Genomic DNA, 23,508 nt, shown 5'->3' on the forward strand with positions numbered 1-23,508 from the left:
GTACTGGTTGGCCCTCTGTTTGGTTCATCCGGTACAGGCCCGGTCACGGTGGGGAACACTGCTGCGCCTGTGTATGCCGCACCAGTTGCTCCGGCTGCAACCGCAGCCCCAGCTCCGGCGAAGAAAGCCGAGCCGGTACTGAACGACACCGAAGAATACTTCAATAACGCCATTAAGCAGGCGGTGAAGCGCGGCGATGTCGACAAAGCGCTGAAACTGCTTGATGAAGCCGAACGTTTAGGTTCAACCACTGCCCGTTCCACCTTTATCAGCAGTGTAAAAGGCAAGGGGTAACCGTTTCCCCACAGTGCTGATTTGTTAGTAGTTTAGTGCGCCTGAGTGGGCGCACTTTTTTTGGTGTCACACGGGCTGTTGCGCTCTTGTTGCGATCGTGATCGTTAAATAACGTTTGGCCCCCCTCAATCCGCTTTTCTGCGATACAATGCCATTACGTTATGTATCGGAGAGTCTGGCATGTCACACCCCGCGCTAACGCAACTGCGTGCGCTGCGCTATTTCGACCAAATACCTGCGCTTGACCCGGAGCAACTGGACTGGCTGCTGCTGGAAGATTCCATGACTAAACGTTTCGAGCAGCAGGGCAAAACCGTTACGGTGACCCTGGTTCAGGAAGGGTTTGTCTCTTGCGCTGAGATCGCCTCTGAGCTGCCCCTGTTGCCGCAGGAAGAACGCTACTGGCTGCGCGAAATTTTACTCTGTGCAGACGGTGAGCCATGGCTTGCCGGACGAACGGTCGTTCCCGAGTCCACCCTTTCCGGGCCAGAGCTGGCGCTACAACGGCTGGGGAATACGCCGCTGGGGCGTTATCTTTTCACGTCGTCCGAGCTTACCCGGGATTTTATTGAGATTGGTCGCGATGCCGAACTGTGGGGGCGTCGTTCCCGCCTTCGCCTGAGCGGTAAACCGTTAATACTGACGGAGCTTTTTTTACCGGCATCGCCGTTGTACTAAGAGGAAGAAAAAATGGAGTGGAGCCTGACGCAGAATAAGCTGTTGGCTTATCACCGCTTGATGCGTACAGATAAACCCATCGGCGCGCTGCTGTTGCTGTGGCCGACCCTTTGGGCGCTATGGGTAGCAACACCAGGGGTACCGCCGCTGTGGATCCTGGGGGTGTTCATTGCAGGCGTCTGGCTGATGCGTGCGGCGGGCTGCGTGGTCAATGACTATGCGGATCGTAAATTCGACGGGCACGTAAAACGTACGGCCCATCGTCCGTTGCCCAGCGGGCAAGTGACCGAAAAAGAGGCCCGTACGCTGTTTATCGTACTGGTGCTGCTCTCTTTCCTGCTGGTGTTAACCCTGAACACCATGACCATTCTGCTTTCAGTCGCGGCCCTGGCTCTGGCCTGGGTTTATCCGTTCATGAAGCGCTACACCCACCTGCCTCAGGTGGTGCTGGGCGCGGCGTTTGGCTGGTCGATCCCGATGGCGTTTGCGGCGGTGAGTGAGTCCGTCCCGTTAAGTTGCTGGCTGATGTTCCTGGCGAACATTCTCTGGGCCGTGGCATACGACACGCAATACGCGATGGTAGACCGCGACGATGACCTGAAGATTGGCATTAAATCGACGGCGATCCTCTTCGGACGTCATGACAAGCTGATCATCGGTATCCTGCAGGTTGCGGTGCTGGCGTTAATGGTGACGATAGGTTACCTGAACGGGCTCAACTGGGCGTTTTACTGGGCCGTGCTGGTGGCGGGAATGCTGTTTGTCTACCAGCAGAAGCTGATTGCGAAACGGGAGCGTGAAGCCTGCTTCAAGGCGTTTATGAATAACAACTATGTCGGTCTGGTGCTGTTTTTAGGGCTGGCGATGAGCTACTTTTCGTAAAAAAACGGCAGCCAGAAGGCTGCCGTTTTTGTTTTCATCGCAGGTCATCAGACCGCTGCACGCTTCACTCGCCTTGCGTCGCACTTTCAATCGTTAAACGCACATCAGACGTGATCAGTTCGGCCAGCATCTGGTATACCTTCAGCGTCTCTTCCGGCTCGGCATCGCCCGTATCACTGATAAATCCTTCATCACGCAGCGTCAGCACCAGAGAGCTGAAGACCGCTTTGTCGAAGAATTCCGGGGCGTTAATCCCGTGCAGAACAGACAGGCGCTGTGCCAGCGTCCGGCTCTCTTTCTCGAGCGTACCGCGGTTAATGGACGGATTCGCGCTCAGCAACCAGAAGGTGATGGCGTAGCGCTGCAGCGTTTCACGCGCGCCCGCCGCCAGCAGTTGCAGGGTACGGGACCGTGACGGATTGATATGCAGCTCGTCATTCGTGACGGTAATCAGCCCCTGACGACGCAGCTCTTCGGTCAGTTTATCCAGCTCAGTCGCCAGTTCGTCCTTGTCCCAGCGCAGGAACAGCTCCGCTTTCAGCATTGGATAGAGCGTTTCAACATGACGCAACAGCTCCTGACGCGAGATGCGACGATGCTGGGTGATGATGGCCGCCATGAGCGAGGGCAGCATCAGCATATGCGCGATGTTGTTGCGATAGTAAGTCATCAGCACCGCCTGCTCGCGCGGGAGAATGATGATGTCGCCGATGGTGTCCTTTTCGACTTCAAACTTGTTCATCTGCAGGGCATGCTCGATAAGCTCGCTTGCCGTGCTTACCGGTACGGTCGAATCCACCGAGTACGGCACGTTGCGCATCATGTCGAGATAGCAATCCAGCTGCTCCGTAAGCTGTTCACGGGTCAGTGAACGCTGACGAGAGGCCAGAAGCGCCGTACAGCACAGGTTCATGGCGTTTGCCGCACCGGCGTTGTTAATACGCACCATCAGCTCAGAGGCGATGCTGTTGACCGTAGGCGTCAGCCAGGCCGGGCGTATTGCTTCGATAGGATCGATAGACTCGCGCCACTCCGGAACATGGTTGTTCAGGTAGGTCATCAGCGGCATCGGCTCGCCAAAGTTGACGTAGCCCTGGCCAAGGTTGCGTAACTTGCTCAAGCCGCGCAGCATCTGCGGCAGGCTCTCTTTCTCTTTGGTCGCACCGCGCAGCTCTTTGGCGTAGGTGCCCACTTCCATCACGTGTTCGTAGCCAATGTAGATGGGTACCAGGGTGATCGGGCGAGTTCCCCCGCGCAGCATCGCCTGAATGGTCATCGACAGCGTGCCGGTTTTAGGATCGAGCAGACGACCGGTACGGGAGCGACCCCCTTCCACGAAGTATTCAACGGAATAACCGCGGCTGAACAGCTCGCCAAGATATTCACGGAATACGGTGGAGTAGAGCTTGTTGCCCTTAAAGGTACGGCGGATAAAGAACGCCCCCAGGCGGCGGAAAATCGGGCCGGCTGGCCAGAAGTTCAGGTTAATGCCGGCAGCGATGTGCGGCGGTACCAGACCCTGGTGATAGAGCACATAGGAGAGGAGCAGATAGTCCATGTGGCTGCGGTGGCAGGGGACATAGACAATCTCATGGCCATCATGGGCCAGCTGGCGTACGCGCTCGGCGTTATGAACGTTGATGCCCTGATAGAGACGGTTCCACGTAAAGCCCAGGATACGATCGGAAAGACGAATCATCTCGTAAGAGAAGTTCGCGGCAATCTCTTCCATCAGCGCAATAGCGTTCTGCTGTGCTTTCTCATGGGAAATCTTTTTGCTACGTGCTTCATCTTCAACGGCTCTGGCAATCGCTTTGGAGGCCAGCAGCTTGTTGAACAGGTCCTGACGTGCAGGAAGACGCGGGCCGACGGCAGCCAGACGCTGACGGGCGAAGTGCATACGCGCCACGCGCGCCAGTTTTTGCGCGATAATTTTGTCGGTGCCGTGTTCGTCCGCCATACGGCGCAGCGAAACGGACGGGGAGAAACGCACGAAGCTGTCACGTCCCAGCCAGGAGACCGCGAAGAATTTCTGAATGCCGTTAAGCATGCGCAGCGGTGGGTTCTCTTCACCTTTCTCTCTGCCCGGGCGGCGACCAAACATCACCGATACCGGCACCATCTGCACATCCAGACCCGGATTGCTGCGGTGCAGGTCGAGATAGTCGTGGAAAAGCTTGATGGACTCTTCCTTTGGCGTGTAATAGGTAAACACGCGCGGCCCGCCGTGAATGAACACATAGCGCGGCAGCAGAGTGCCGTCGACTTCGAGGGGTTCAAGCGGGTCAGGTAAATCATGCGCCAGACACTGGGCGCGAAGCGTCAGTAGGTCTGCCTTCGAGTTATAAGGCAAAACGTACATAATTGGGCGTGACGTATCGAGCCCCAATTCCAGCGCGGGTTCCGCTGGGATAGACTTGCTTTTTACCAGGACGCTTAATGGTAAATTAAGTAATTTGTAGTAAATTCGTGGCCAGCCGGACATAAACGATGTAAAGCCTCTGGTTAATAATGCAATTGCGGCGCAAGGATAACAGAAAGCGCGCAAAATTTCTGTTGTTACCCGTCATACTTCAGGCAGCAGCGAAACACGCTGCGCCTACTGTTACTGACGCTATTTTAATTAAAAGGTTCTTTTAATGGCCAATAATACCACTGGGTTAACCCGAATCATCAAAGCCGCCGGCTATTCATGGAAAGGTTTCCGTGCCGCGTGGGTCAATGAAGCCGCGTTTCGCCAGGAGGGCGTCGCCGCTATCATCGCGGTGATTATCGCCTGTTTCCTTGATGTTGATGCGATTACCCGCATTTTGTTGATCGGCGCCGTGCTGTTGGTGATGATAGTGGAAATTCTCAATAGCGCTATTGAGGCCGTGGTGGACCGTATCGGCTCTGATTTCCATGAGCTCTCCGGCCGGGCGAAAGACATGGGGTCTGCTGCCGTATTGCTGGCGATTATCACTGCGGTCATCACCTGGGTCACGCTGCTTTGGTCACATTTCCGATAAGCCTCGAGAAATAATTAAGTCCCTGGTTTTTTGTGCAGTTTTTGGTTCCAAAATCGCCTTTGACTGTATATACTCACAGCATAACTGTATATACACCCAGGGGGCGGAATGAAAGCGTTAACGACCAGGCAGCAAGAGGTGTTTGATCTCATCCGGGATCATATCGGCCAGACGGGTATGCCACCCACGCGTGCGGAGATCGCTCAGCGTCTGGGTTTCCGTTCTCCGAATGCTGCCGAAGAACACCTGAAAGCGCTGGCGCGTAAAGGCGTCATTGAGATTGTATCGGGCGCTTCGCGTGGCATCCGTCTGCTGGTGGAAGAAGAGACAGGCATTCCGCTGGTGGGCCGTGTCGCGGCAGGTGAACCTTTGCTGGCACAACAGCATATTGAAGGTCACTACCAGGTTGACCCAGGCATGTTTAAACCGAGCGCAGATTTCCTGCTGCGCGTCAGCGGCATGTCGATGAAAGATATCGGTATTCTGGACGGCGATCTGCTCGCAGTTCATAAAACCCAGGACGTGCGCAACGGGCAAGTTGTGGTCGCGCGTATTGACGATGAAGTTACCGTTAAGCGTCTGAAAAAGCAGGGTAACACCGTCCAGTTACTGCCTGAAAACAACGAGTTCTCCCCGATTGTGGTGGATCTCCGCGAACATAACTTCTCTATTGAAGGGCTGGCTGTTGGGGTTATCCGCAACGGTGAATGGCTGTAATCATGTCATAACAGGCTACGGACCTGCCGTAGCCTGATTCAATCTCCACTGCCGGTATTTTTCATGTCACTGCTGACGACATCAGATAAGGCATTGTGGCGTCTTGCACTGCCAATGATTTTTTCCAATATCACCGTCCCTCTGCTGGGACTGGTAGACACGGCTGTTATTGGTCATCTGGATTCCCCCGTTTATCTGGGCGGCGTCGCGATCGGCGCGACGGCAACCAGCTTCCTTTTTATGCTGCTGCTCTTTTTGCGCATGAGTACCACCGGGCTTACGGCTCAGGCGTACGGCGCAAAAGATCCGTTGCGTCTGGCGCGTGCGCTGGTACAACCTTTGATCCTTGCCCTGGGCGCGGGTGCGCTGATCGTGGTGTTGCGCACGCCACTGATTGATCTGGCGCTGCATGTCGTTGGCGGGAGCGAGGCGGTACTTGAGCAGGCGCGGCGCTTCCTTGAAATTCGCTGGCTCAGCGCGCCTGCATCACTGGCGAACCTGGTTCTGCTTGGCTGGTTACTCGGCGTGCAGTATGCCCGTGCGCCAGTCATTCTGCTGGTGGCAGGTAATCTTCTCAACATCGTGCTTGATGTCTGGCTGGTCATGGGCCTGCATATGAACGTGCAGGGCGCCGCCCTGGCGACGGCAATTGCAGAATACGGTACCTTTTTCATCGGCCTGTGGATGGTCTGGCGCGTGCTGGCCCTGCGCGGTATCTCGCTTGCGATGCTCAAAACCGCGTGGCGCGGTAATATCCGCACGCTGCTGGCGCTTAACCGCGACATTATGCTGCGCTCGTTGCTGCTTCAGCTCTGCTTTGGCGCGCTGACGGTCTTTGGGGCGCGACTTGGGCCGGAGATCGTCGCGGTTAATGCGGTCCTGATGACGCTGCTCACCTTTACCGCGTATGCGCTGGATGGCTTTGCCTATGCCGTTGAAGCCCATTCCGGGCAAGCGTATGGCGCACGCGAAAGCGGCCAGCTCCGCGAGGTGTGGCGGGCCGCCTGTCGTCAGTCAGGCCTGGTGGCGCTGGCGTTTGCACTCATTTACGCCTGTCTGGGTGAACAGATCGTTGCCTTACTCACCTCCCTCCCATCGCTGCGCGAGCTGGCGAGTCACTATCTCTTCTGGCAGGCAATCTTACCGGTGGTGGGCGTGTGGTGTTATCTGCTGGACGGCATGTTTATTGGCGCGACGCGAGGTGCGGAGATGCGCAATAGCATGGCGGTCGCTGCGGCGGGATTTGGTCTGACGTTGCTGACGCTGCCGTATCTGGGCAACCACGGTTTGTGGCTGGCTCTGGCGGTTTTCCTCGCGTTACGTGGCCTGTCGCTGGCCTTTATCTGGCATCGTCACTGGCGAAATAACACCTGGCTGCCTTCCCGCCACGATATATCGTGACGGTTAAAGATTCCGAATATAAAAACAACTGCCGGATCCTTAACTACAATAATAATCACGTCCAGCAGAAAAGAACGAAGCGGACGAAACCTACAGACGCTTAACACGAGGACACGATTATGAATAAAGACGAAATCGGCGGCAACTGGAAGCAGTTCAAAGGTAAAGCGAAAGAACAGTGGGGTAAGCTGACGGATGATGATATGACCATCATCGAAGGTAAACGCGATCAGCTGGTGGGTAAAATTCAGGAACGTTACGGCTACGAGAAAGATCGTGCTGAAAACGAAGTGAAAGACTGGGAAACCCGTAACGATTATCGCTGGTAATCCTTTACTCCCCCTGAGGGCGGCTTCGGGCCGCCTTTTCTTTTGCCGTTAACGCGGCTTTTTCTTCACCAGTACCGAATGGTCGTGCTGGCACTCATCCTGGTGACGACAGGCTTCTACCTCTACGCAGGCTGAGCACAGGCCGTGCGCTTCAATCACGTTATGACGCAACGCAAAGCCCATTTTGGCTGCCAGCGTATGCATAATATCTTCAACACCTTCCGCACCTTCTTCCTTCACGCTGCCGCAGCGATCGCAGATAAACATGGCCGACGTATGGGTTGGCTGATCGAACAGATGGCACAGCACATAGCTGTTTGTCGATTCAACCTTATGCACAAAGCCCTGTTCCAGCAGGAAATCCAGCGCACGGTACACCGTTGGCGGTTTAGCCTGTGGCTCGCTTTCGCGCAGCAGATCAAGCAGATCGTACGCGCTGATCGCGCCCTGCTGCAGGCTCATCAAACGTAATACTTCAAGGCGCTGCGGAGTCAGGCGCACATTGCGTTGCACGCACAGCTTTTCTGCCTGCGCTAACAGCTCTTTTGTGGACTTATCCATTTAGCACCCCGGATGTTATAGGCTGGAAAACCCCCACTTTATCATGTTCTGCTAAAAACACCGAGATCCGCCAGGCTGTGCTATACCTGACGCAACGCAATCCTGGGAATAAACGATGAAAAGACCTGACTGTATTCGACACTGGCGCGACATAGAAGGCGCAGATGACTCAACCTATCCCGACAGTAGTGAACGTTTTGCCATTGGCGCACCGCTGGCGCGTAAGCTCGGTCTTGGACGCATTGGTATACACCATGAGCGTTTACCGCCAGGCCGACGGACCTCTTATCCTCATGCTGAAAGCGACGAAGAAGAGTTTATCTACGTGCTTGAAGGCTACCCTGAAGCCTGGATTAACGGATATTTATGGAAACTTGAACCTGGCGACAGCGTGGGCTTTCCCGCCGGAACCGGGGTCTGTCATACCTTCATCAACAACACCGACGAAGAGGTACGGCTCCTGGTGGTGGGTGAGGCCAACAAGAAGCATAACCGTATCTATTACCCGCTTAATCCGGAGTACGCCGCCACGCGCGACGATCGCTGGGTAGACCACCCTCCTCAGTTTTTTGGACCGCACGATGGAAAACCTGGGAAAAAATAATTTCCTCTTCTATAAATATTGAGGGCCGTCACAAATAACTACAGGCCTGGCGGGAATTTAACTTAAGGAAATAGCGGGTCTTTTTGCACTTATTCACAGCAATAGTTCGTTCCTGTTTGGGAGATAACAGACAGGGGTTATTTAATAACAGACTATAAGACGAGCATACTGTGAAAAAATATTTTAAATTTTCGGTGGTTAGCATCGCTGTCTCCTTGTTTATGGCAAATCAGGCGGGAGCAGCCAATACCTGGACAGAATCACGTAGCGACGCCATGGGGGGTACGGGTGTCGCAGCCGGAAACTATGGCAGCGGGGCGTTAATCAACCCTGCGCTACTGGCGAAGGCGAAACCGGACGACGATGTGACGGTCATTTTACCGTCCGCTGGCGTGCAGGTGACCGATGAAGACAATCTTCAGGATGAGATTGATACCATCAACGATAAAATCAACCATTACAAAGACGTGGTTGATAACCTTACACCGATTGAGATCATTACCAACCCGTTAGGTTCCATCAACCAGTTCCAGGGCGCGGCGAAAGATCTCGCCGATGAGCTGGACTATCTTAAGGGCAAAACGGCACGCGCCACGGCGGGTGCGGGGATAGCCGTCAGTATTCCTAACGATGTCCTTTCCGTGGCCTTTATGGCTAAAGGCTATGCCCACGGACGCGTCAGTTCTTCTATTGATCAGCAAGATATTGATTACCTGCGCGGTATTCAACGCAGCGATGCGGTGGCTGCCGGCGTTGCACTGGACGCTGCGCTAAACGGCACCGATCAAATCACGAAAAACCTCAACTCAACGGCGTCTGGCCGGGCGGCAATTGTCTCCGACTATGGTATCGCGGTGGCGCGTCAGTTCGAGCTTGGCGGTGTTCCGGTGTCTGTTGGCGTGACTCCAAAACTGCAAAAGACCTGGGTTTATAACTACACCACCTCCATTTACGATTATGACAGCAACAAGTGGAACGACAGTCGCTACCGTACTGACGACACCGGCTTTAACGTTGATGCCGGTATCGCGGCCGATTTTGGTGAGCACTGGACGGTCGGCGTGAGCGGGCAAAACCTGATGTCACGCGATATCGACACCAAAGACATTCGCATCCGCAACGGGCGCACGGGGGAGGTGGTGAGCTATAAAGACACCTACCAGATCCGCCCTCTGGTTACCGCGGGTGCCGCCTGGCATAACGATCTGGTGACGTTAACCGCCGATGGCGATCTGACGGAAACCAAAGGCTTCAAAAGCGAAGACACTTCTCAGTATGTTGGCGTAGGCGCCGAAGTGACGCCGCTGAACTGGCTGGCGGTGCGTGCGGGTTTCCGTGCTGACATGAAAGGTAATGACAGCAATGTCTTCACAGGCGGTGTCGGTTTTGCACCGTTTAACACGGTCCATGTCGACCTGATGGGCCTGTATGGTGAAGACGAGACCTGGGGCGCAGGCGCCCAGTTGAGCATGACCTTCTAAAGTGCACCGGAGGCGCTGCGCCTCCGGCTTTTCTTTGTGCTATAGTAGCGCCCCCTTTTCACCAGATGCTTAAAACTTCGCCATGTCGTCAGAATTACAGACTGCTTTCCCTGCACACCGTTTCTCCATTGCGCCGATGCTCGACTGGACGGACAGACACTGTCGCTACTTCCTGCGTCAGCTCTCCCGCCATACGCTGCTGTACACCGAAATGGTGACCACCGGAGCAATTATTCACGGAAAGGGCGACTATCTGGCCTACAGCGAAGAAGAGCATCCGGTTGCGCTGCAGCTTGGCGGTAGCGATCCCGCTGCGCTGGCGCAGTGTGCGAAGCTTGCAGAAGCGCGCGGCTATGACGAGATTAACCTTAACGTTGGCTGTCCGTCTGATCGTGTGCAGAACGGCATGTTCGGCGCGTGTCTGATGGGCAATGCATCGCTGGTGGCAGACTGCATCAAGGCGATGCGTGATGTGGTTTCCATTCCGGTGACGGTCAAGACCCGTATCGGCATTGACGACCAGGACAGCTACGAATTTCTCTGCGATTTTATCAATACGGTCTCCGGGAAAGGCGAGTGCGAGATGTTTATCATCCATGCGCGTAAAGCCTGGCTCTCCGGACTTAGCCCGAAAGAGAACCGTGAAATCCCGCCGCTGGACTACCCGCGCGTGTACCAGCTAAAACGTGACTTCCCGCAGCTCACGATGTCGATCAACGGCGGCATTAAATCGCTGGAAGAGGCCAAAACACACCTGGAGCATATGGATGGCGTAATGGTCGGGCGCGAGGCGTATCAAAATCCAGGCATTCTGGCGACGGTCGACAGGGAAATCTTTGGCGTTGAAGGCGCAGATACCGACCCGGTGGCCGTGGTACGCGCTATGTATCCCTACATTGAGCGTGAGTTGAGTAACGGGACGTATCTTGGTCATATCACCCGTCATATGCTGGGCCTTTTCCAGGGGATCCCGGGAGCACGCCAGTGGCGTCGCTACCTTAGCGAGAACGCGCATAAAGCCGGTGCAGATATCGAGGTGCTGGAACACGCGCTATGTCTGGTCGCTGATAAGCGATAATTTTCGCTAAAAGATCGTCAAATTCACCACGCCTCGCACACCCGTGCGGGGCGTTTTGCTTTAAGAACAGCGGGTTATGGTTGGCATGATTCTTGTAATGATCGCGGTATCATTCGGGAACGCGTGGGAGAGCACCATGTTAGAACTACTTTTTGTGATTGGCTTTTTTGTCATGCTGATGATGACGGGGATTTCCCTGCTCGGGATTCTGGCGGCTATCGTCGTGGCGACGGTGGTCATGTTTATCGGGGGATTATTTGCCCTGACGCTGAAGCTCCTGCCGTGGCTGCTGCTGGCCATTGCCGTGGTGTGGGTAATACGGGCGATTAAATCACCAAAACTGCCCACTTATCAGCGCAATAACCGTTTTCGTTACTAAGGTATTGAGGTGTTCGTCACATACCTGCAACTTTTCCGGCAGCATTGCTTAGAACAGAATAGGATTTACTTATCGAATCTGTCACTATGACTGCCGCTAAAGAATTCATCGAGCTGTACCCTACATACAGCCGAACTAAAAAAAAGAAAGGGCTTCCCACGGGAAGCCCAATTTCTTTTTAGGGGTCAGGGAATTAACAGACTTGAACCCTGTGTCGCTCTGCTCTCCAGCACCTCATGTGCACGCCTGGCATCGGTTAGCGCGTATTTCTGCGCCTCCGCCACATCCACTTTAATCACGCCGCTGGCGATCAGCGAAAAGAGCTCGTTGCTGGCCTCGATCAGCTCTTCCCGGTTAGTGATATACCCCTGCAGGGAAGGGCGAGTCACATACAGCGACCCTTTCTGATTGAGAATGCCAAGATTAATGCCGGTCACAGCGCCCGAGGCGTTGCCGAAGCTCACCATCAGCCCGCGACGCTGCAGACAATCCAGCGACGCCTCCCAGGTATCTTTACCCACCGAGTCATAAACAACGCGCACCTTTTTGCCGTTGGTTATCTCTTTGAGGCGCTCAGCAATGCTCTCTTCACGGTAGTTAATCACCTGCCAGGCGCCGGCCTGAAGCGCGCGCTGGGCTTTTTGTGCACTGCCCACCGTGCCAATAAGTTTTGCACCGAGCGCTTTGGCCCACTGACAGGCGATCAGCCCCACGCCGCCCGCCGCGGCATGAAACAGGAACTGCTCGTCAGGTTTGATCTCATAGGTTTTGCGCAGCAGATAATAGACCGTTAGCCCTTTCAGGAATGAGGCGGCCGCTTGTTCAAACGAGATGGCATTTGGCAGAAGGGCGGCTTTATCGGCCGGCACGTTGTGCACGGAACTGTAGGCACCCAGCGCGGATTGCGCGTACACCACGCGATCGCCCTCTTTAATATGCTTAACGGCGCTGCCCACTTTGAGCACGACGCCTGCCGCTTCCGTTCCCAGTCCGCTTGGCATGGAGGGAGGCGGATAGAGACCGCCGCGAATATAGGTGTCGATGTAGTTAATGCCGATGGCTTTGTTTTCAACCTGAACTTCGTTTTCACCAGGCGCTGCGGGGGTAAACTCCACCGCGTTTAACACTTCTGGCCCACCATGTTTCTGGAATTCAATGCGCGTTGCCATGCTCCCTCCGTCAGAAAAATATGGTAATCTTTCGACCCACTCTTTATCTCGGTAACTCCATTCACTATGGCAGGAAACAAACCCTTCAACAAACAGACTGAACCTCGCGAGCGTGATTTCCAGGTCGCAGGATTAAAAGTCCCGCCGCACTCGATTGAAGCGGAACAGTCGGTGTTGGGCGGTTTAATGCTGGATAACGAACGCTGGGACGACGTCGCCGAGCGCGTGGTGTCCGAGGATTTCTATACCCGTCCGCACCGTCATATCTTTACCGAAATGGCACGTCTGCAGGAGTCGGGCAGCCCGATTGACCTTATCACGCTCGCGGAATCGCTGGAGCGTCAGGGGCAACTGGACAGCGTGGGTGGGTTTGCTTACCTGGCGGAACTGTCAAAAAACACGCCAAGTGCGGCGAATATCAGCGCTTATGCCGATATCGTGCGCGAACGTGCAGTTGTTCGTGAGATGATCTCTGTGGCGAATGAGATCGCCGAAGCCGGTTTTGATCCGCAGGGGCGTACCAGCGAAGACCTGCTTGATCTGGCCGAGTCCCGCGTCTTTAAAATCGCGGAAAGCCGGGCAAACAAAGACGAAGGCCCGAAGAATATTGCTGATGTGCTTGATGCCACCGTCGCGCGTATTGAGCAACTGTTCCAGCAGCCGCACGACGGTGTCACCGGCGTGAACACCGGCTATGACGATCTCAATAAGAAAACCGCGGGTCTGCAGCCGTCGGATTTGATTATCGTCGCGGCGCGTCCCTCCATGGGTAAAACGACATTTGCGATGAACCTCGTCGAAAATGCGGCGATGTTGCAGGACAAGCCGGTTCTTATCTTCAGTCTTGAGATGCCATCAGAACAGATCATGATGCGTTCTCTGGCGTCGCTGTCGCGCGTGGATCAGACCCGTATCCGTACCGGCCAGCTCGACGATGAGGACTGGGCGCGTATCTCCGGCACCATGGGTATCCTGCTGGAAAAACGGAATATTTATATCGATGACTCCTCCGGCCTGACGCCGACGGAAGTGCGCTCCCGTGCGCGCCGTATCGCCCGTGAACATGGCGGCATTGGCCTTATCATGATTGACTACCTTCAGCTGATGCGCGTGCCGTCGCTGTCCGACAACCGTACGCTGGAAATCGCGGAGATTTCCCGCTCGCTCAAGGCGTTAGCCAAAGAGTTGCATGTGCCCGTGGTGGCGCTGTCACAGCTTAACCGCTCCCTGGAACAACGTGCTGATAAGCGCCCGGTCAACTCCGACCTGCGTGAATCGGGCTCCATCGAGCAGGATGCCGACTTAATCATGTTTATCTACCGTGATGAGGTTTATCACGAGAACAGCGACCTGAAAGGGATCGCCGAAATTATTATTGGTAAACAACGTAACGGCCCTATCGGTACGGTACGTCTGACCTTTAACGGACAGTGGTCGCGTTTCGACAACTACGCCGGTCCTCAATATGATGATGAGTAATTTCTAAGGAATTCAAATGCAAGCGGCAACTGTAGTCATTAACCGCCGCGCTCTGCGACACAACCTGCAACGTCTGCGTGAACTGGCTCCCGCCAGTAAACTCGTTGCAGTCGTGAAAGCGAACGCTTACGGACACGGTCTTATTGAGACCGCGCGAACGCTCCCCGATGCCGACGCCTTTGGCGTCGCCCGTCTTGAAGAAGCCATCCGCCTGCGCGCGGGTGGGATCACTCAACCGATTTTGCTGCTGGAAGGCTTTTTTGAAGCGGCAGATCTGCCGACCATTGCTGACCAGCATCTGCACACCGCGGTACATAACGAAGAACAACTCGCGGCGCTGGAAACCGCCGAGCTGAGTGAGCCTGTCACCGTCTGGATGAAGCTCGATACCGGCATGCACCGTCTGGGCGTGCGCCCGGAAAAGGCGGACGCGTTTTATCAGCGTCTGTGTCAGTGCAAAAACGTCCGTCAGCCGGTGAATATCGTGAGCCACTTTGCCCGTGCCGATGAGCCCGAGTGTGGCGCGACCGAGCAGCAGCTGGATATTTTTAATACTTTCTGCGAAGGCAAGCCAGGAATGCGCTCCATTGCCGCGTCTGGCGGTATTTTGCTGTGGCCGCAGTCGCACTTCGACTGGGCGCGTCCAGGCATTATTCTTTACGGCGTCTCTCCGCTGGAGAACAGACCCTGGGGGCCGGATTTTGGTTTCCAGCCGGTGATGTCCCTTGTGTCTAACCTGATTGCTGTGCGCGATCACAAAGCGGGTGAGCCCGTGGGCTACGGCGGAACCTGGACCAGCGAGCGCGACACACGCCTTGGCGTGGTGGCGATGGGCTATGGCGACGGTTATCCCCGTGCCGCGCCGTCCGGCACGCCGGTGCTGGTCAATGGCCGTGAAGCGAACATCGTGGGCCGCGTGGCGATGGACATGATCTGTATTGACCTCGGACCAGATGCACAGGATAAACCGGGTGATGACGTGGTGATGTGGGGTGAGGGTTTGCCTGTTGAACGCATCGCTGAAATCACAAAAGTGAGTGCTTACGAACTTATCACGCGCCTGACATCAAGGGTTGCGATGAAGTACATCGACTAACAGACCTTTCCAGGGAGGGGTAATGTCACCATCCGAAATGGCCGCTTGTCTGGCTTATGCCCTCTCGGTCTGGCTGGCTGCCAGAAACAGTATTCACACGTGGTGGATAGGCATCATCGGCAGTGGGCTTTATGGCTGGGTCTTTTATTCGGTTCAGCTTTACGCAGACGTTACCCTGCAGCTCTTTTTCATCATCACCAGCATCACCGGCTGGGTGCACTGGCTCAAAGGTCATCGCGGGGAGGTATTGCCCGTTCGGCGTACCCGGCCCAGACATTTCTTCATCCTGCTCGCCTGCGCCCTGCTGGTGGCCGCGGGTTATGGCCTGATCTTGCATCGCTACACTAACGCCTGGGCCCCCTGGGTGGACTCCGTTATTTTGACATTTAGCGTGCTTGCACAGTTTATGTTAATGGGGCGACGCCTGGAGAACTGGTACGTCTGGCTGGCTGTAAACACGCTGGCGGTACCGTTATATGCGATGAGAGATCTGCATTTGACCGCGGGTTTATATCTGGTGTTTTGGTTTAATGCCTGGCACGGTTTATATCAGTGGCGTAAGGAGATTCGCGCCCAGTGAAGCCTTATCGCGACGGTCTGGTTGTGGGCAAATTCGCGCCATTACACGTGGGGCATGAAGCGCTGATAAACGCTGCGCTGGCCCAGTGTGAGACGGTCTATATCATCAGTTATTCGCGTCCGGAAATTCCGGGTTATGACCCCGACAAGCGCCTTCACTGGTTAAGCGCGCGCTTCCCGCAATGTCATCACCTTGTGCTGACGCCGGAGGTCATCGCGACCCATGCGCTTGAACCACTGCCGCATAATGATGCGGATGCCGATCTTCACCGGCATTACGTGGCAACGCTGTGTGAAAAAATACTTCACTGCCAGCCACAGGCCGTATTTACCGCCGAAGACTACGGCGACGGATTTGCGGCGGTGTTAAGCCAGCGTTTTGGCAAGCAGGTTACGCATGTCCGCCTCCAGCGTCCGAAGGGGCCTGATGCGCCCTCGGGAACCCTGATACGTTCTGACGTCCATCGCTACCGCACGATGATGTCCCCGGAGGTCTACCGTAGCTTTGTCTTTCGGATTTGTTTATTGGGGGGCGAATCGACAGGAAAAAGCACGCTTTCCCGCGCGCTGGCGACGACGCTCAACGCCCCATTTGTCGCCGAGTTTGGCCGAGAATATTGGGAAGAGAAGAATGGCGTGCTGGGATGCGACGATCTGCTGCATATTGCCCGCGAGCAGGTACGTCGTGAAGCGATGGCCAGCACGGCTCCCTTCCTGGTTTGCGATACCTCGCCCTTAACCACGCTGTTTTATATGCTCGACCAGTTTGGCAGCGCGCCACGCGAGCTAGAAGAATTAGCCGGGCGCGCATATTCTCTGGTGGTGCTCTGTGGCGATGAGTTTCCTTTTGTTCAGGATGGTACCCGTCAGGGGGCTGCATTCCGCCAGCGACAACAGGCATGGTACATCCGCGCGTTAACTGACAGAAATATCCCCTATCTGCCTGTTTCTGGTTCGCTCGCTGAACGCATTGAACAGATTCGACGACATCTGCAGGAACGGATCTGATATCGCTCTCGATCTTCTGTCATATCCGGTTTATTGTTGAAATCCCTGCCTCATCGAATTCCGGAGAATCATCGCGTGTTTCAGAAAGTTGACGCCTATGCCGGCGACCCCATTCTCTCCTTAATGGAGCGTTTCAAAGAAGATCCTCGCAGCGACAAAGTCAACCTCAGTATTGGTTTGTATTACAACGAGGAGGGCATTATTCCTCAGTTGCAAGCCGTGGCAGAAGCGGAAGTGCGTCTTAACGCCGTCCCGCACGGGGCCTCGCTCTATCTGCCAATGGAAGGGTTAAACAGCTACCGCAACACCATTGCGCCGCTGCTGTTTGGTGCCGATCACGCCGTGCTGACACAAAAACGGGTGGCGACCATCCAGACGCTGGGTGGTTCGGGCGCATTAAAAGTTGGCGCTGACTTTCTGAAAAAATACTTCCCGGATTCTGGCGTGTGGGTCAGTGACCCGACGTGGGAAAACCACGTGGCGATTTTTGAGGGCGCGGGCTTTACGGTGCAGACCTATCCGTGGTTTGACAGCGAAACCAACGGCGTGCGTGTTGACGCGCTGCTGGAAAAACTGAATACGCTGCCGGAGCGCAGTATTGTTCTGCTGCATCCGTGCTGCCATAACCCGACCGGTGCAGACCTGACTAATACCCAGTGGGATGCGGTAATCGACGTGCTGAAGACGCGTAACCTGATCCCCTTCCTCGACATCGCCTATCAGGGCTTTGGCGCGGGCATGGAAGAAGATGCCTACGCTATCCGCGCCGTTGCCAGCGCCGGACTGCCTGCGCTGGTCAGCAACTCGTTCTCAAAAATCTTCTCCCTGTACGGTGAGCGCGTCGGCGGCCTGTCAGTGGTCTGTGAGGACGCTGAAGCGGCCGGACGCGTGCTCGGTCAGCTGAAGGCGACCGTGCGCCGCATTTACTCCAGCCCGCCAAACTTTGGTGCGCAGGTAGTCGCCACGGTGCTGGGTGACGATCGGCTGAAAGCGTCGTGGCTCGCCGAAGTGGAATCTATGCGCAAGCGCATCCTGACGATGCGTCAGGAGCTGGTCGACGTGCTGAAAGAGGCCGTCCCAGGGCATAATTTTGACTATCTGCTTAAGCAGCGTGGGATGTTCAGCTACACCGGCCTCAGCGCGGCTCAGGTCGATCGCCTGCGTGAAGAGTTCGGCGTCTACCTGATTTCCAGCGGCCGTATGTGCGTGGCGGGGCTTAATGCCAGCAACGTTCATCGTGTTGCGCAGGCGTTTGCGGCAGTGATGTAAGCACTCACTATCCATGCTCTCTCCCTGCGGGAGAGGGCCGAGTGAGAGCATCATGACGCACAAATATCCTGCCCGGTGGCGCTGCGTCTACCGGGCTTTCGGACCTCATCCGCGCTTTGTGATCTTCTTCTTTTTATTCAGCTTCATAAGTAAAAACTCCTTTCCTTCATCTCCCCCCGGGGTTATGGTCGGATAGTTTTTTGACCATTCACTCAAAATAAAACGATAACAAACTGAATATTCAGGGGAAAACATGCGCAAGATCACACTGGCGCTCAGCGCCGCCTGCTTATTATTCTCGCTAAATAGTGCCGTCGTGGCGCGCGCTTCCGCACCGACGCCACTTTACACCGGCACAACAGCCGCCATGCTTGCCGAGCAGGCACCTGTTCACTGGGTATCCGTAGCCCAAATCGAAAATAGCCTGTTAGGGCGCCCGCCAATGGCTGTAGGCTTTGATATCGACGATACGGTCCTGTTTTCCAGCCCGGGATTCTGGCGGGGCAAAAAAACCTACTCACCGGACAGCGAAGCGTATCTGAAGAACCCCGAGTTCTGGGAAAAGATGAATAACGGCTGGGACGAGTTCAGCATTCCTAAAGAGGTGGCGCGCGCGCTTATCGCCATGCACGTTAAACGCGGTGACAGCATTTACTTTGTGACCGGACGCAGCCAGACCAAAACCGAAACCGTCTCTAAAACGCTGCAGGATGATTTTCAGATCCCGGCTTCCAGCATGAATCCGGTTATTTTTGCCGGCGACAAACCCGGCCAAAACACCAAAACCCAATGGCTGGAACAGAAGAACATCAAAGTCTTCTATGGCGATTCAGATAACGATATCACCGCCGCGCATGACGTCGGAGCCAGAGGGATCAGGGTGTTACGCGCCTCAAACTCTACGTATCGACCGTTGCCCATGGCCGGAAAGTTTGGCGAAGAAGTGATTGTTAATTCTGAGTATTAACCGCCGGGCGGCGAGGCTGCCTCTTTTTTAATCAAATCTCGCCGCTGTGGGTTTTACCTTTCGCTTTCTTGCTGCACACTTAGAAAGATTCATCTTTCATAACGGAGCAGCACATGTGGTATCAACAGACCCTGACCTTAAGCGCGAAACCTCGTGGATTTCATCTGGTGACTGATGAAGTCATTGGGCAAATTCGCGACCTCTCGCGCATCAGGACGGGGTTACTGCATCTGCTGCTTCAGCACACGTCAGCCTCTCTCACGCTTAATGAAAATTGCGATCCCACCGTCCGGTCTGACATGGAGCAGCATTTTCTCAAAACCGTTCCGGACAACGCCCCTTATGAACACGACTATGAGGGAGCAGATGACATGCCGTCGCATATCAAATCCTCTCTGCTGGGCGTATCGCTGATGCTGCCGGTGCACAATGGTCGGTTACTGCTGGGAACGTGGCAAGGGATCTGGCTGGGAGAACATCGTATTCACGGTGGTTCGCGTAAAATTATCGCAACGCTACAAGGGGAATAAAGATGACAATTTCGGAGCTACTTCAGTACTGCATGAGTAAACCTGGCGCGGAGCAAAGCGTTCACAGCGACTGGAAAGCCACGCAGATTAAAGTGGGGGATATTCTGTTTGCGATGGTGAAAGAGGTTGAGGGTCGCCCGGCGGCGTCGCTGAAAACCAGTCCGGAACTGGCGGAGCTGTTACGCCAGCAGCACCATGACGTCCGGCCAAGCAAGCATCTCAACAAAGCGCACTGGAGTACCGTTTATCTCGACGGTTCACTGCCGGGTTCGCAAATTTACTATCTGGTGGACGCGTCTTATCAGCAGGCGGTAGAGCTGCTGCCGGAAGCGACCCGACAGCAACTCTCCGTGTGACAATTACAGCAACGGTTTGAGGAAGCGCGCGGTGTGCGAGGCTTCGCACTCTGCCACGGTCTCTGGCGTACCGGAGACGAGGATTTCACCGCCGCCGCTGCCGCCTTCCGGGCCGAGATCGACAATCCAGTCCGCGGTTTTAATCACGTCCAGGTTGTGTTCAATGACCACAATTGTGTTGCCCTGATCGCGAAGCTGATGCAGAACATCAAGCAGCTGCTGGATATCGGCAAAGTGCAGACCGGTGGTCGGCTCATCGAGAATGTACAGCGTCTGGCCGGTACCGCGTTTGGAGAGCTCACGCGCCAGCTTCACGCGCTGTGCTTCACCGCCAGACAGCGTGGTGGCAGACTGCCCCAGACGAATATAGGTCAGGCCCACATCCATTAGCGTCTGCAGCTTACGCGCCAGCGCAGGGACCGCGTCAAAGAATTCACGCGCCTCTTCGATGGTCATATCCAGCACTTCGTGGATGGTTTTGCCTTTGTACTTAATCTCCAGCGTTTCGCGGTTATAGCGTTTGCCTTTGCACTGGTCGCACGGCACGTAAATATCCGGCAGGAAGTGCATCTCAACCTTGATAACCCCGTCGCCCTGGCACGCCTCACAGCGTCCGCCGCGCACGTTAAAGCTGAAACGTCCTGGCGTATACCCGCGTGAACGCGCTTCCGGCACACCTGCAAACAGTTCACGTACGGGTGTGAACACGCCCGTATAGGTGGCAGGGTTGGAACGCGGAGTCCGCCCGATTGGACTCTGATCGATATCGATCACTTTATCGAAATGCTCCAGCCCCTGGATGTCACGGTACGGCGCCGGTTCGGCCAGCGTCGCGCCGTTCAACTGCGTCTGCGCAATCGGGAACAGCGTATCGTTGATCAGCGTCGACTTACCGGAACCGGATACGCCGGTGATACAGGTAAACAGCCCAACCGGCAGCGTCAGCGTCACATCTTTCAGGTTGTTGCCGCGAGCACCGGTCAGCTTCAGCACTTTTTCCGGGTTCGCCGGTACACGCTGTTTCGGCACTTCAATCTTGCGCTTGCCGCTCATGTACTGGCCGGTCAATGACTCCGGCACCGCCATAATATCTTTCAGCGTTCCTTCCGCGACCACCTGGCCGCCGTGTACGCCAGCGCCCGGGCCGATATCGATAACGTGGTCAGCGGCGCGGATCGCGTCTTCATCGTGCTCAACCACAATCACCGTGTTACCGAGGTTACGCAGGTGGACAAGCGTGCCGAGCAGACGCTCGTTGTCACGCTGGTGCAGGCCGATTGAGGGTTCATCCAGCACATACATCACGCCGACCAGGCCTGCGCCAATCTGGCTCGCGAGGCGGATACGCTGAGCTTCGCCACCGGAGAGGGTCTCTGCGGAGCGGGAAAGCGTCAGGTAATTCAGGCCGACGTTCACCAGGAACTTCAGACGATCGCCGATCTCTTTCAGCACTTTTTCCGCGATTTTCGCGCGCTGGCCGGAGAGCTTCAGGTTGTTGAAGAAGTCCATCGCGTGACCGATGCTCATGTCTGAGATGGTCGGCAGCGCCGTGTTTTCAACAAACACATGGCGAGCTTCACGGCGCAGACGCGTACCTTCACAGGTCGCACAGGAACGGTTGCTGATAAACTTCGCCAGCTCCTCGCGAACCGCGCTGGATTCGGTCTCTTTGTAGCGGCGCTCCATATTGTGCAGCACCCCTTCAAACGGGTGACGGCGCACGGAGGTATCACCGCGATCGTTCATGTACTTGAACTCGATGTTCTCTTTGCCGGAACCGAACAGCACCACTTTGTGCACGTTCGGGTTCAGGCTGGCCCACGGGGCTTCGACGTCGAATTTGTAGTGCTCTGCCAGCGACTTCAGCATCTGGAAATAGTAGAAGTTGCGGCGATCCCATCCGCGGATCGCACCGCCAGCCAGCGACAGCTCCGGGTTTTGGATCACGCGGTCCGGATCAAAATATTGCTGTACGCCCAGCCCGTCACACGTCGGACAGGCGCCCGCCGGGTTGTTGAACGAGAACAGACGCGGCTCCAGCTCGCGCATGCTGTAACCACAAATCGGACAGGCAAAGTTGGCGGAGAAGAGCAGCTCTTCCGCTTTCGGGTTGTCCATATCGGAGACCACGGCCGTACCGCCAGAGAGTTCCAGCGCGGTTTCGAAGGATTCGGCCAGGCGGGTCGCCAGATCGTCACGGACTTTGAAACGGTCAATCACCACTTCGATGGTGTGCTTTTTCTGCAGCTCCAGCTTAGGCGGATCCGACAGGTCACACACTTCGCCGTCGATACGGGCGCGGATATAGCCCTGGCTTGCCAGGTTCTCCAGCGTTTTGGTGTGCTCGCCCTTACGCTCTTTAATGATGGGCGCCAGCAGCATCAGGCGTTTGCCTTCCGGCTGCGACAGCACGTTATCCACCATCTGGCTTACGGTCTGCGCGGCCAGCGGGACGTCATGATCCGGGCAGCGCGGTTCACCCACGCGTGCATACAGCAGACGCAGGTAGTCATGAATTTCGGTAATCGTACCAACCGTTGAACGCGGGTTATGCGAGGTGGATTTCTGCTCAATGGAGATAGCAGGTGATAACCCTTCAATATGGTCTACATCCGGTTTTTCCATCAGTGACAGGAACTGACGTGCGTATGCAGAGAGTGACTCCACGTAACGACGCTGTCCTTCGGCATATAAAGTGTCGAAAGCCAGTGAGGATTTGCCAGACCCCGAAAGCCCGGTCACGACGATGAGTTTGTCGCGAGGGATTATGAGGTTGATATTCTTGAGATTGTGGGTGCGGGCGCCCCGAACTTCGATCTTATCCATTCACCTTTCCCGGTTGGAACACGGATTGCCTGGTTTGTTTGAAGGACAAACGGCCGTCAGAAACGGCTAATTATGACACAAAATGACCTGTTTGAATATACAGTATTGGAATGCATTTTCTGATTCACTGTGTAACAATGTCGAGCTCGCGAGAGATTTCGGAACCGACTACGCAACTATGCAAATTGCAGCGTGGAAATGGTACACTCGCGCGTTTACACTATTAAGAAACGTATTCAGGAGACACGAACATGGCCAGCAGAGGCGTAAATAAGGTGATTCTCGTCGGTAATCTGGGCCAGGACCCGGAAGTACGCTACATGCCGAGTGGTGGCGCAGTTGCCAACATTACGCTGGCTACTTCCGAATCCTGGCGTGATAAAGCGACCGGTGAGATGAAAGAGCAGACCGAATGGCACCGCGTTGTGCTGTTTGGCAAACTGGCGGAAGTGGCTGGTGAGTATCTGCGTAAAGGTTCTCAGGTTTATATTGAAGGCCAACTGCGTACCCGCAAATGGACCGATCAAGCCGGCGCTGAGAAGTACACCACGGAAGTTGTGGTCAACGTGGGTGGCACCATGCAGATGCTCGGTGGCCGTCAGGGCGGTGGCGCACCAGCAGGTGGCGGTCAGCAGCAGCAGGGCGGTTGGGGTCAGCCTCAGCAGCCACAGGGCGGCAACCAGTTCAGCGGTGGCGCGCAGTCTCGCCCACAGCAGCAGTCCGCGCCAGCACCGTCTAACGAACCCCCAATGGACTTCGACGACGATATTCCGTTCTGATATCCGACGGTTTAAAACAAAAAACCCAGACCTCGGTC

Annotated in this window: 23 protein-coding genes and 1 pseudogene; 20 read left to right on the plus strand and 4 right to left on the minus strand. The window is 55.5% G+C overall.

The window, feature by feature from the left end:
• The 3 genes and pseudogenes from JTA15_RS19050 to ubiA form a co-directional block, all read left to right on the plus strand.
• Positions 1-294: pseudogene (locus JTA15_RS19050) on the plus strand (maltose operon protein MalM); the annotation flags it as partial.
• Positions 295-474: 180 nt separating this feature from the next.
• A complete protein-coding gene (ubiC, locus tag JTA15_RS19055; RefSeq protein ID WP_014168199.1) occupies positions 475-972 on the plus strand; it encodes a chorismate lyase in 498 nt (165 codons plus the stop codon).
• A gap of 12 nt (positions 973-984) precedes the next feature.
• Entirely contained in the window at positions 985-1,854 is an 870-nt protein-coding gene (gene ubiA / locus JTA15_RS19060) for a 4-hydroxybenzoate octaprenyltransferase (protein ID WP_014168200.1), read from the plus strand.
• Between the two features lie 64 nt (positions 1,855-1,918).
• On the opposite strand, the gene plsB is transcribed toward ubiA, so the two are convergent.
• Positions 1,919-4,339 carry a glycerol-3-phosphate 1-O-acyltransferase PlsB gene (gene plsB, locus JTA15_RS19065; RefSeq protein WP_020882845.1) on the minus strand — a complete coding sequence of 807 codons (2,421 nt, stop codon included), beginning with the start codon at positions 4,337-4,339 and terminating at the stop codon, positions 1,919-1,921.
• 154 nt (positions 4,340-4,493) lie between these two features.
• On the opposite strand from plsB, the gene JTA15_RS19070 reads away from it, so the two are divergent.
• From JTA15_RS19070 to JTA15_RS19085, 4 genes are all read left to right on the plus strand, one after another.
• Complete coding sequence (locus JTA15_RS19070) at positions 4,494-4,862, plus strand: diacylglycerol kinase (protein WP_219372601.1); 369 nt, start codon at positions 4,494-4,496, stop codon at positions 4,860-4,862.
• A 108-nt stretch (positions 4,863-4,970) separates the two neighbouring features.
• Positions 4,971-5,579 carry a transcriptional repressor LexA gene (lexA, locus tag JTA15_RS19075; RefSeq protein ID WP_014168203.1) on the plus strand — a complete coding sequence of 203 codons (609 nt, stop codon included), beginning with the start codon at positions 4,971-4,973 and terminating at the stop codon, positions 5,577-5,579.
• A 63-nt stretch (positions 5,580-5,642) separates the two neighbouring features.
• A complete protein-coding gene (gene dinF, locus JTA15_RS19080) occupies positions 5,643-6,980 on the plus strand; it encodes an MATE family efflux transporter DinF (RefSeq protein ID WP_014168204.1) in 1,338 nt (445 codons plus the stop codon).
• A 119-nt stretch (positions 6,981-7,099) separates the two neighbouring features.
• Positions 7,100-7,309, plus strand: coding sequence for a CsbD family protein (locus tag JTA15_RS19085; RefSeq protein ID WP_014168205.1), 210 nt, complete (start codon positions 7,100-7,102; stop codon positions 7,307-7,309).
• A 48-nt stretch (positions 7,310-7,357) separates the two neighbouring features.
• Here JTA15_RS19085 and zur read toward each other — a convergent pair whose 3' ends face one another.
• Complete coding sequence (gene zur, locus JTA15_RS19090) at positions 7,358-7,870, minus strand: zinc uptake transcriptional repressor Zur (protein WP_014168206.1); 513 nt, start codon at positions 7,868-7,870, stop codon at positions 7,358-7,360.
• A gap of 115 nt (positions 7,871-7,985) precedes the next feature.
• Between zur and JTA15_RS19095 the strand changes: the two genes are divergently transcribed.
• The 4 genes from JTA15_RS19095 (at position 7,986) to pspG (ending at position 11,412) form a co-directional block, all read left to right on the plus strand.
• On the plus strand, positions 7,986-8,474 hold the full coding sequence (locus JTA15_RS19095; RefSeq protein ID WP_193163534.1) for a cupin domain-containing protein: 489 nt from the start codon (positions 7,986-7,988) through the stop codon (positions 8,472-8,474).
• Positions 8,475-8,695: 221 nt separating this feature from the next.
• Positions 8,696-9,955, plus strand: coding sequence for a conjugal transfer protein TraF (traF, locus tag JTA15_RS19100; RefSeq protein WP_153853120.1), 1,260 nt, complete (start codon positions 8,696-8,698; stop codon positions 9,953-9,955).
• Positions 9,956-10,037: 82 nt separating this feature from the next.
• The gene (gene dusA, locus JTA15_RS19105; protein WP_219372602.1) at positions 10,038-11,033 is read left to right on the plus strand and encodes a tRNA dihydrouridine(20/20a) synthase DusA; all 996 of its coding nucleotides are present in this window, start codon (positions 10,038-10,040) and stop codon (positions 11,031-11,033) included.
• A gap of 136 nt (positions 11,034-11,169) precedes the next feature.
• Positions 11,170-11,412: an envelope stress response protein PspG gene (gene pspG, locus JTA15_RS19110; RefSeq protein ID WP_020882842.1), complete on the plus strand. Its 243-nt coding sequence runs from the start codon at positions 11,170-11,172 to the stop codon at positions 11,410-11,412.
• 185 nt (positions 11,413-11,597) lie between these two features.
• On the opposite strand, the gene JTA15_RS19115 is transcribed toward pspG, so the two are convergent.
• Entirely contained in the window at positions 11,598-12,581 is a 984-nt protein-coding gene (locus tag JTA15_RS19115) for a quinone oxidoreductase (RefSeq protein ID WP_014168211.1), read from the minus strand.
• A gap of 66 nt (positions 12,582-12,647) precedes the next feature.
• On the opposite strand from JTA15_RS19115, the gene dnaB reads away from it, so the two are divergent.
• The 8 genes from dnaB (at position 12,648) to JTA15_RS19155 (ending at position 19,865) form a co-directional block, all read left to right on the plus strand.
• A complete protein-coding gene (gene dnaB / locus JTA15_RS19120; RefSeq protein WP_008503375.1) occupies positions 12,648-14,060 on the plus strand; it encodes a replicative DNA helicase in 1,413 nt (470 codons plus the stop codon).
• Positions 14,061-14,076: 16 nt separating this feature from the next.
• The gene (alr, locus tag JTA15_RS19125) at positions 14,077-15,156 is read left to right on the plus strand and encodes an alanine racemase (RefSeq protein WP_014168212.1); all 1,080 of its coding nucleotides are present in this window, start codon (positions 14,077-14,079) and stop codon (positions 15,154-15,156) included.
• Between the two features lie 22 nt (positions 15,157-15,178).
• Entirely contained in the window at positions 15,179-15,736 is a 558-nt protein-coding gene (gene pnuC / locus JTA15_RS19130; RefSeq protein ID WP_059306182.1) for a nicotinamide riboside transporter PnuC, read from the plus strand.
• Positions 15,733-16,743 carry an AAA family ATPase gene (locus JTA15_RS19135; RefSeq protein WP_025206390.1) on the plus strand — a complete coding sequence of 337 codons (1,011 nt, stop codon included), beginning with the start codon at positions 15,733-15,735 and terminating at the stop codon, positions 16,741-16,743. Before pnuC ends, JTA15_RS19135 begins: the two co-directional genes overlap by 4 nt.
• A gap of 75 nt (positions 16,744-16,818) precedes the next feature.
• Positions 16,819-18,012: an aromatic amino acid transaminase gene (tyrB, locus tag JTA15_RS19140; RefSeq protein WP_086533133.1), complete on the plus strand. Its 1,194-nt coding sequence runs from the start codon at positions 16,819-16,821 to the stop codon at positions 18,010-18,012.
• 253 nt (positions 18,013-18,265) lie between these two features.
• Positions 18,266-18,979, plus strand: coding sequence for an acid phosphatase AphA (aphA, locus tag JTA15_RS19145; RefSeq protein WP_014168217.1), 714 nt, complete (start codon positions 18,266-18,268; stop codon positions 18,977-18,979).
• 113 nt (positions 18,980-19,092) lie between these two features.
• Positions 19,093-19,509: a secondary thiamine-phosphate synthase enzyme YjbQ gene (locus tag JTA15_RS19150; protein ID WP_014168218.1), complete on the plus strand. Its 417-nt coding sequence runs from the start codon at positions 19,093-19,095 to the stop codon at positions 19,507-19,509.
• A gap of 2 nt (positions 19,510-19,511) precedes the next feature.
• A complete protein-coding gene (locus JTA15_RS19155; RefSeq protein WP_014168219.1) occupies positions 19,512-19,865 on the plus strand; it encodes an MmcQ/YjbR family DNA-binding protein in 354 nt (117 codons plus the stop codon).
• A gap of 3 nt (positions 19,866-19,868) precedes the next feature.
• Here the strand turns inward: JTA15_RS19155 and uvrA are convergent, their stop codons facing one another.
• Positions 19,869-22,691, minus strand: coding sequence for an excinuclease ABC subunit UvrA (gene uvrA, locus JTA15_RS19160; RefSeq protein ID WP_014168220.1), 2,823 nt, complete (start codon positions 22,689-22,691; stop codon positions 19,869-19,871).
• 251 nt (positions 22,692-22,942) lie between these two features.
• Between uvrA and ssb1 the strand changes: the two genes are divergently transcribed.
• Positions 22,943-23,470: a single-stranded DNA-binding protein SSB1 gene (ssb1, locus tag JTA15_RS19165; RefSeq protein WP_020882840.1), complete on the plus strand. Its 528-nt coding sequence runs from the start codon at positions 22,943-22,945 to the stop codon at positions 23,468-23,470.
• The last annotated feature ends 38 nt before the right edge of the window (positions 23,471-23,508 follow it).

It is taken from the genome of Enterobacter sp. BIDMC 29, assembly GCF_019378755.1.
GTDB lineage: Bacteria > Pseudomonadota > Gammaproteobacteria > Enterobacterales > Enterobacteriaceae > Enterobacter > Enterobacter ludwigii.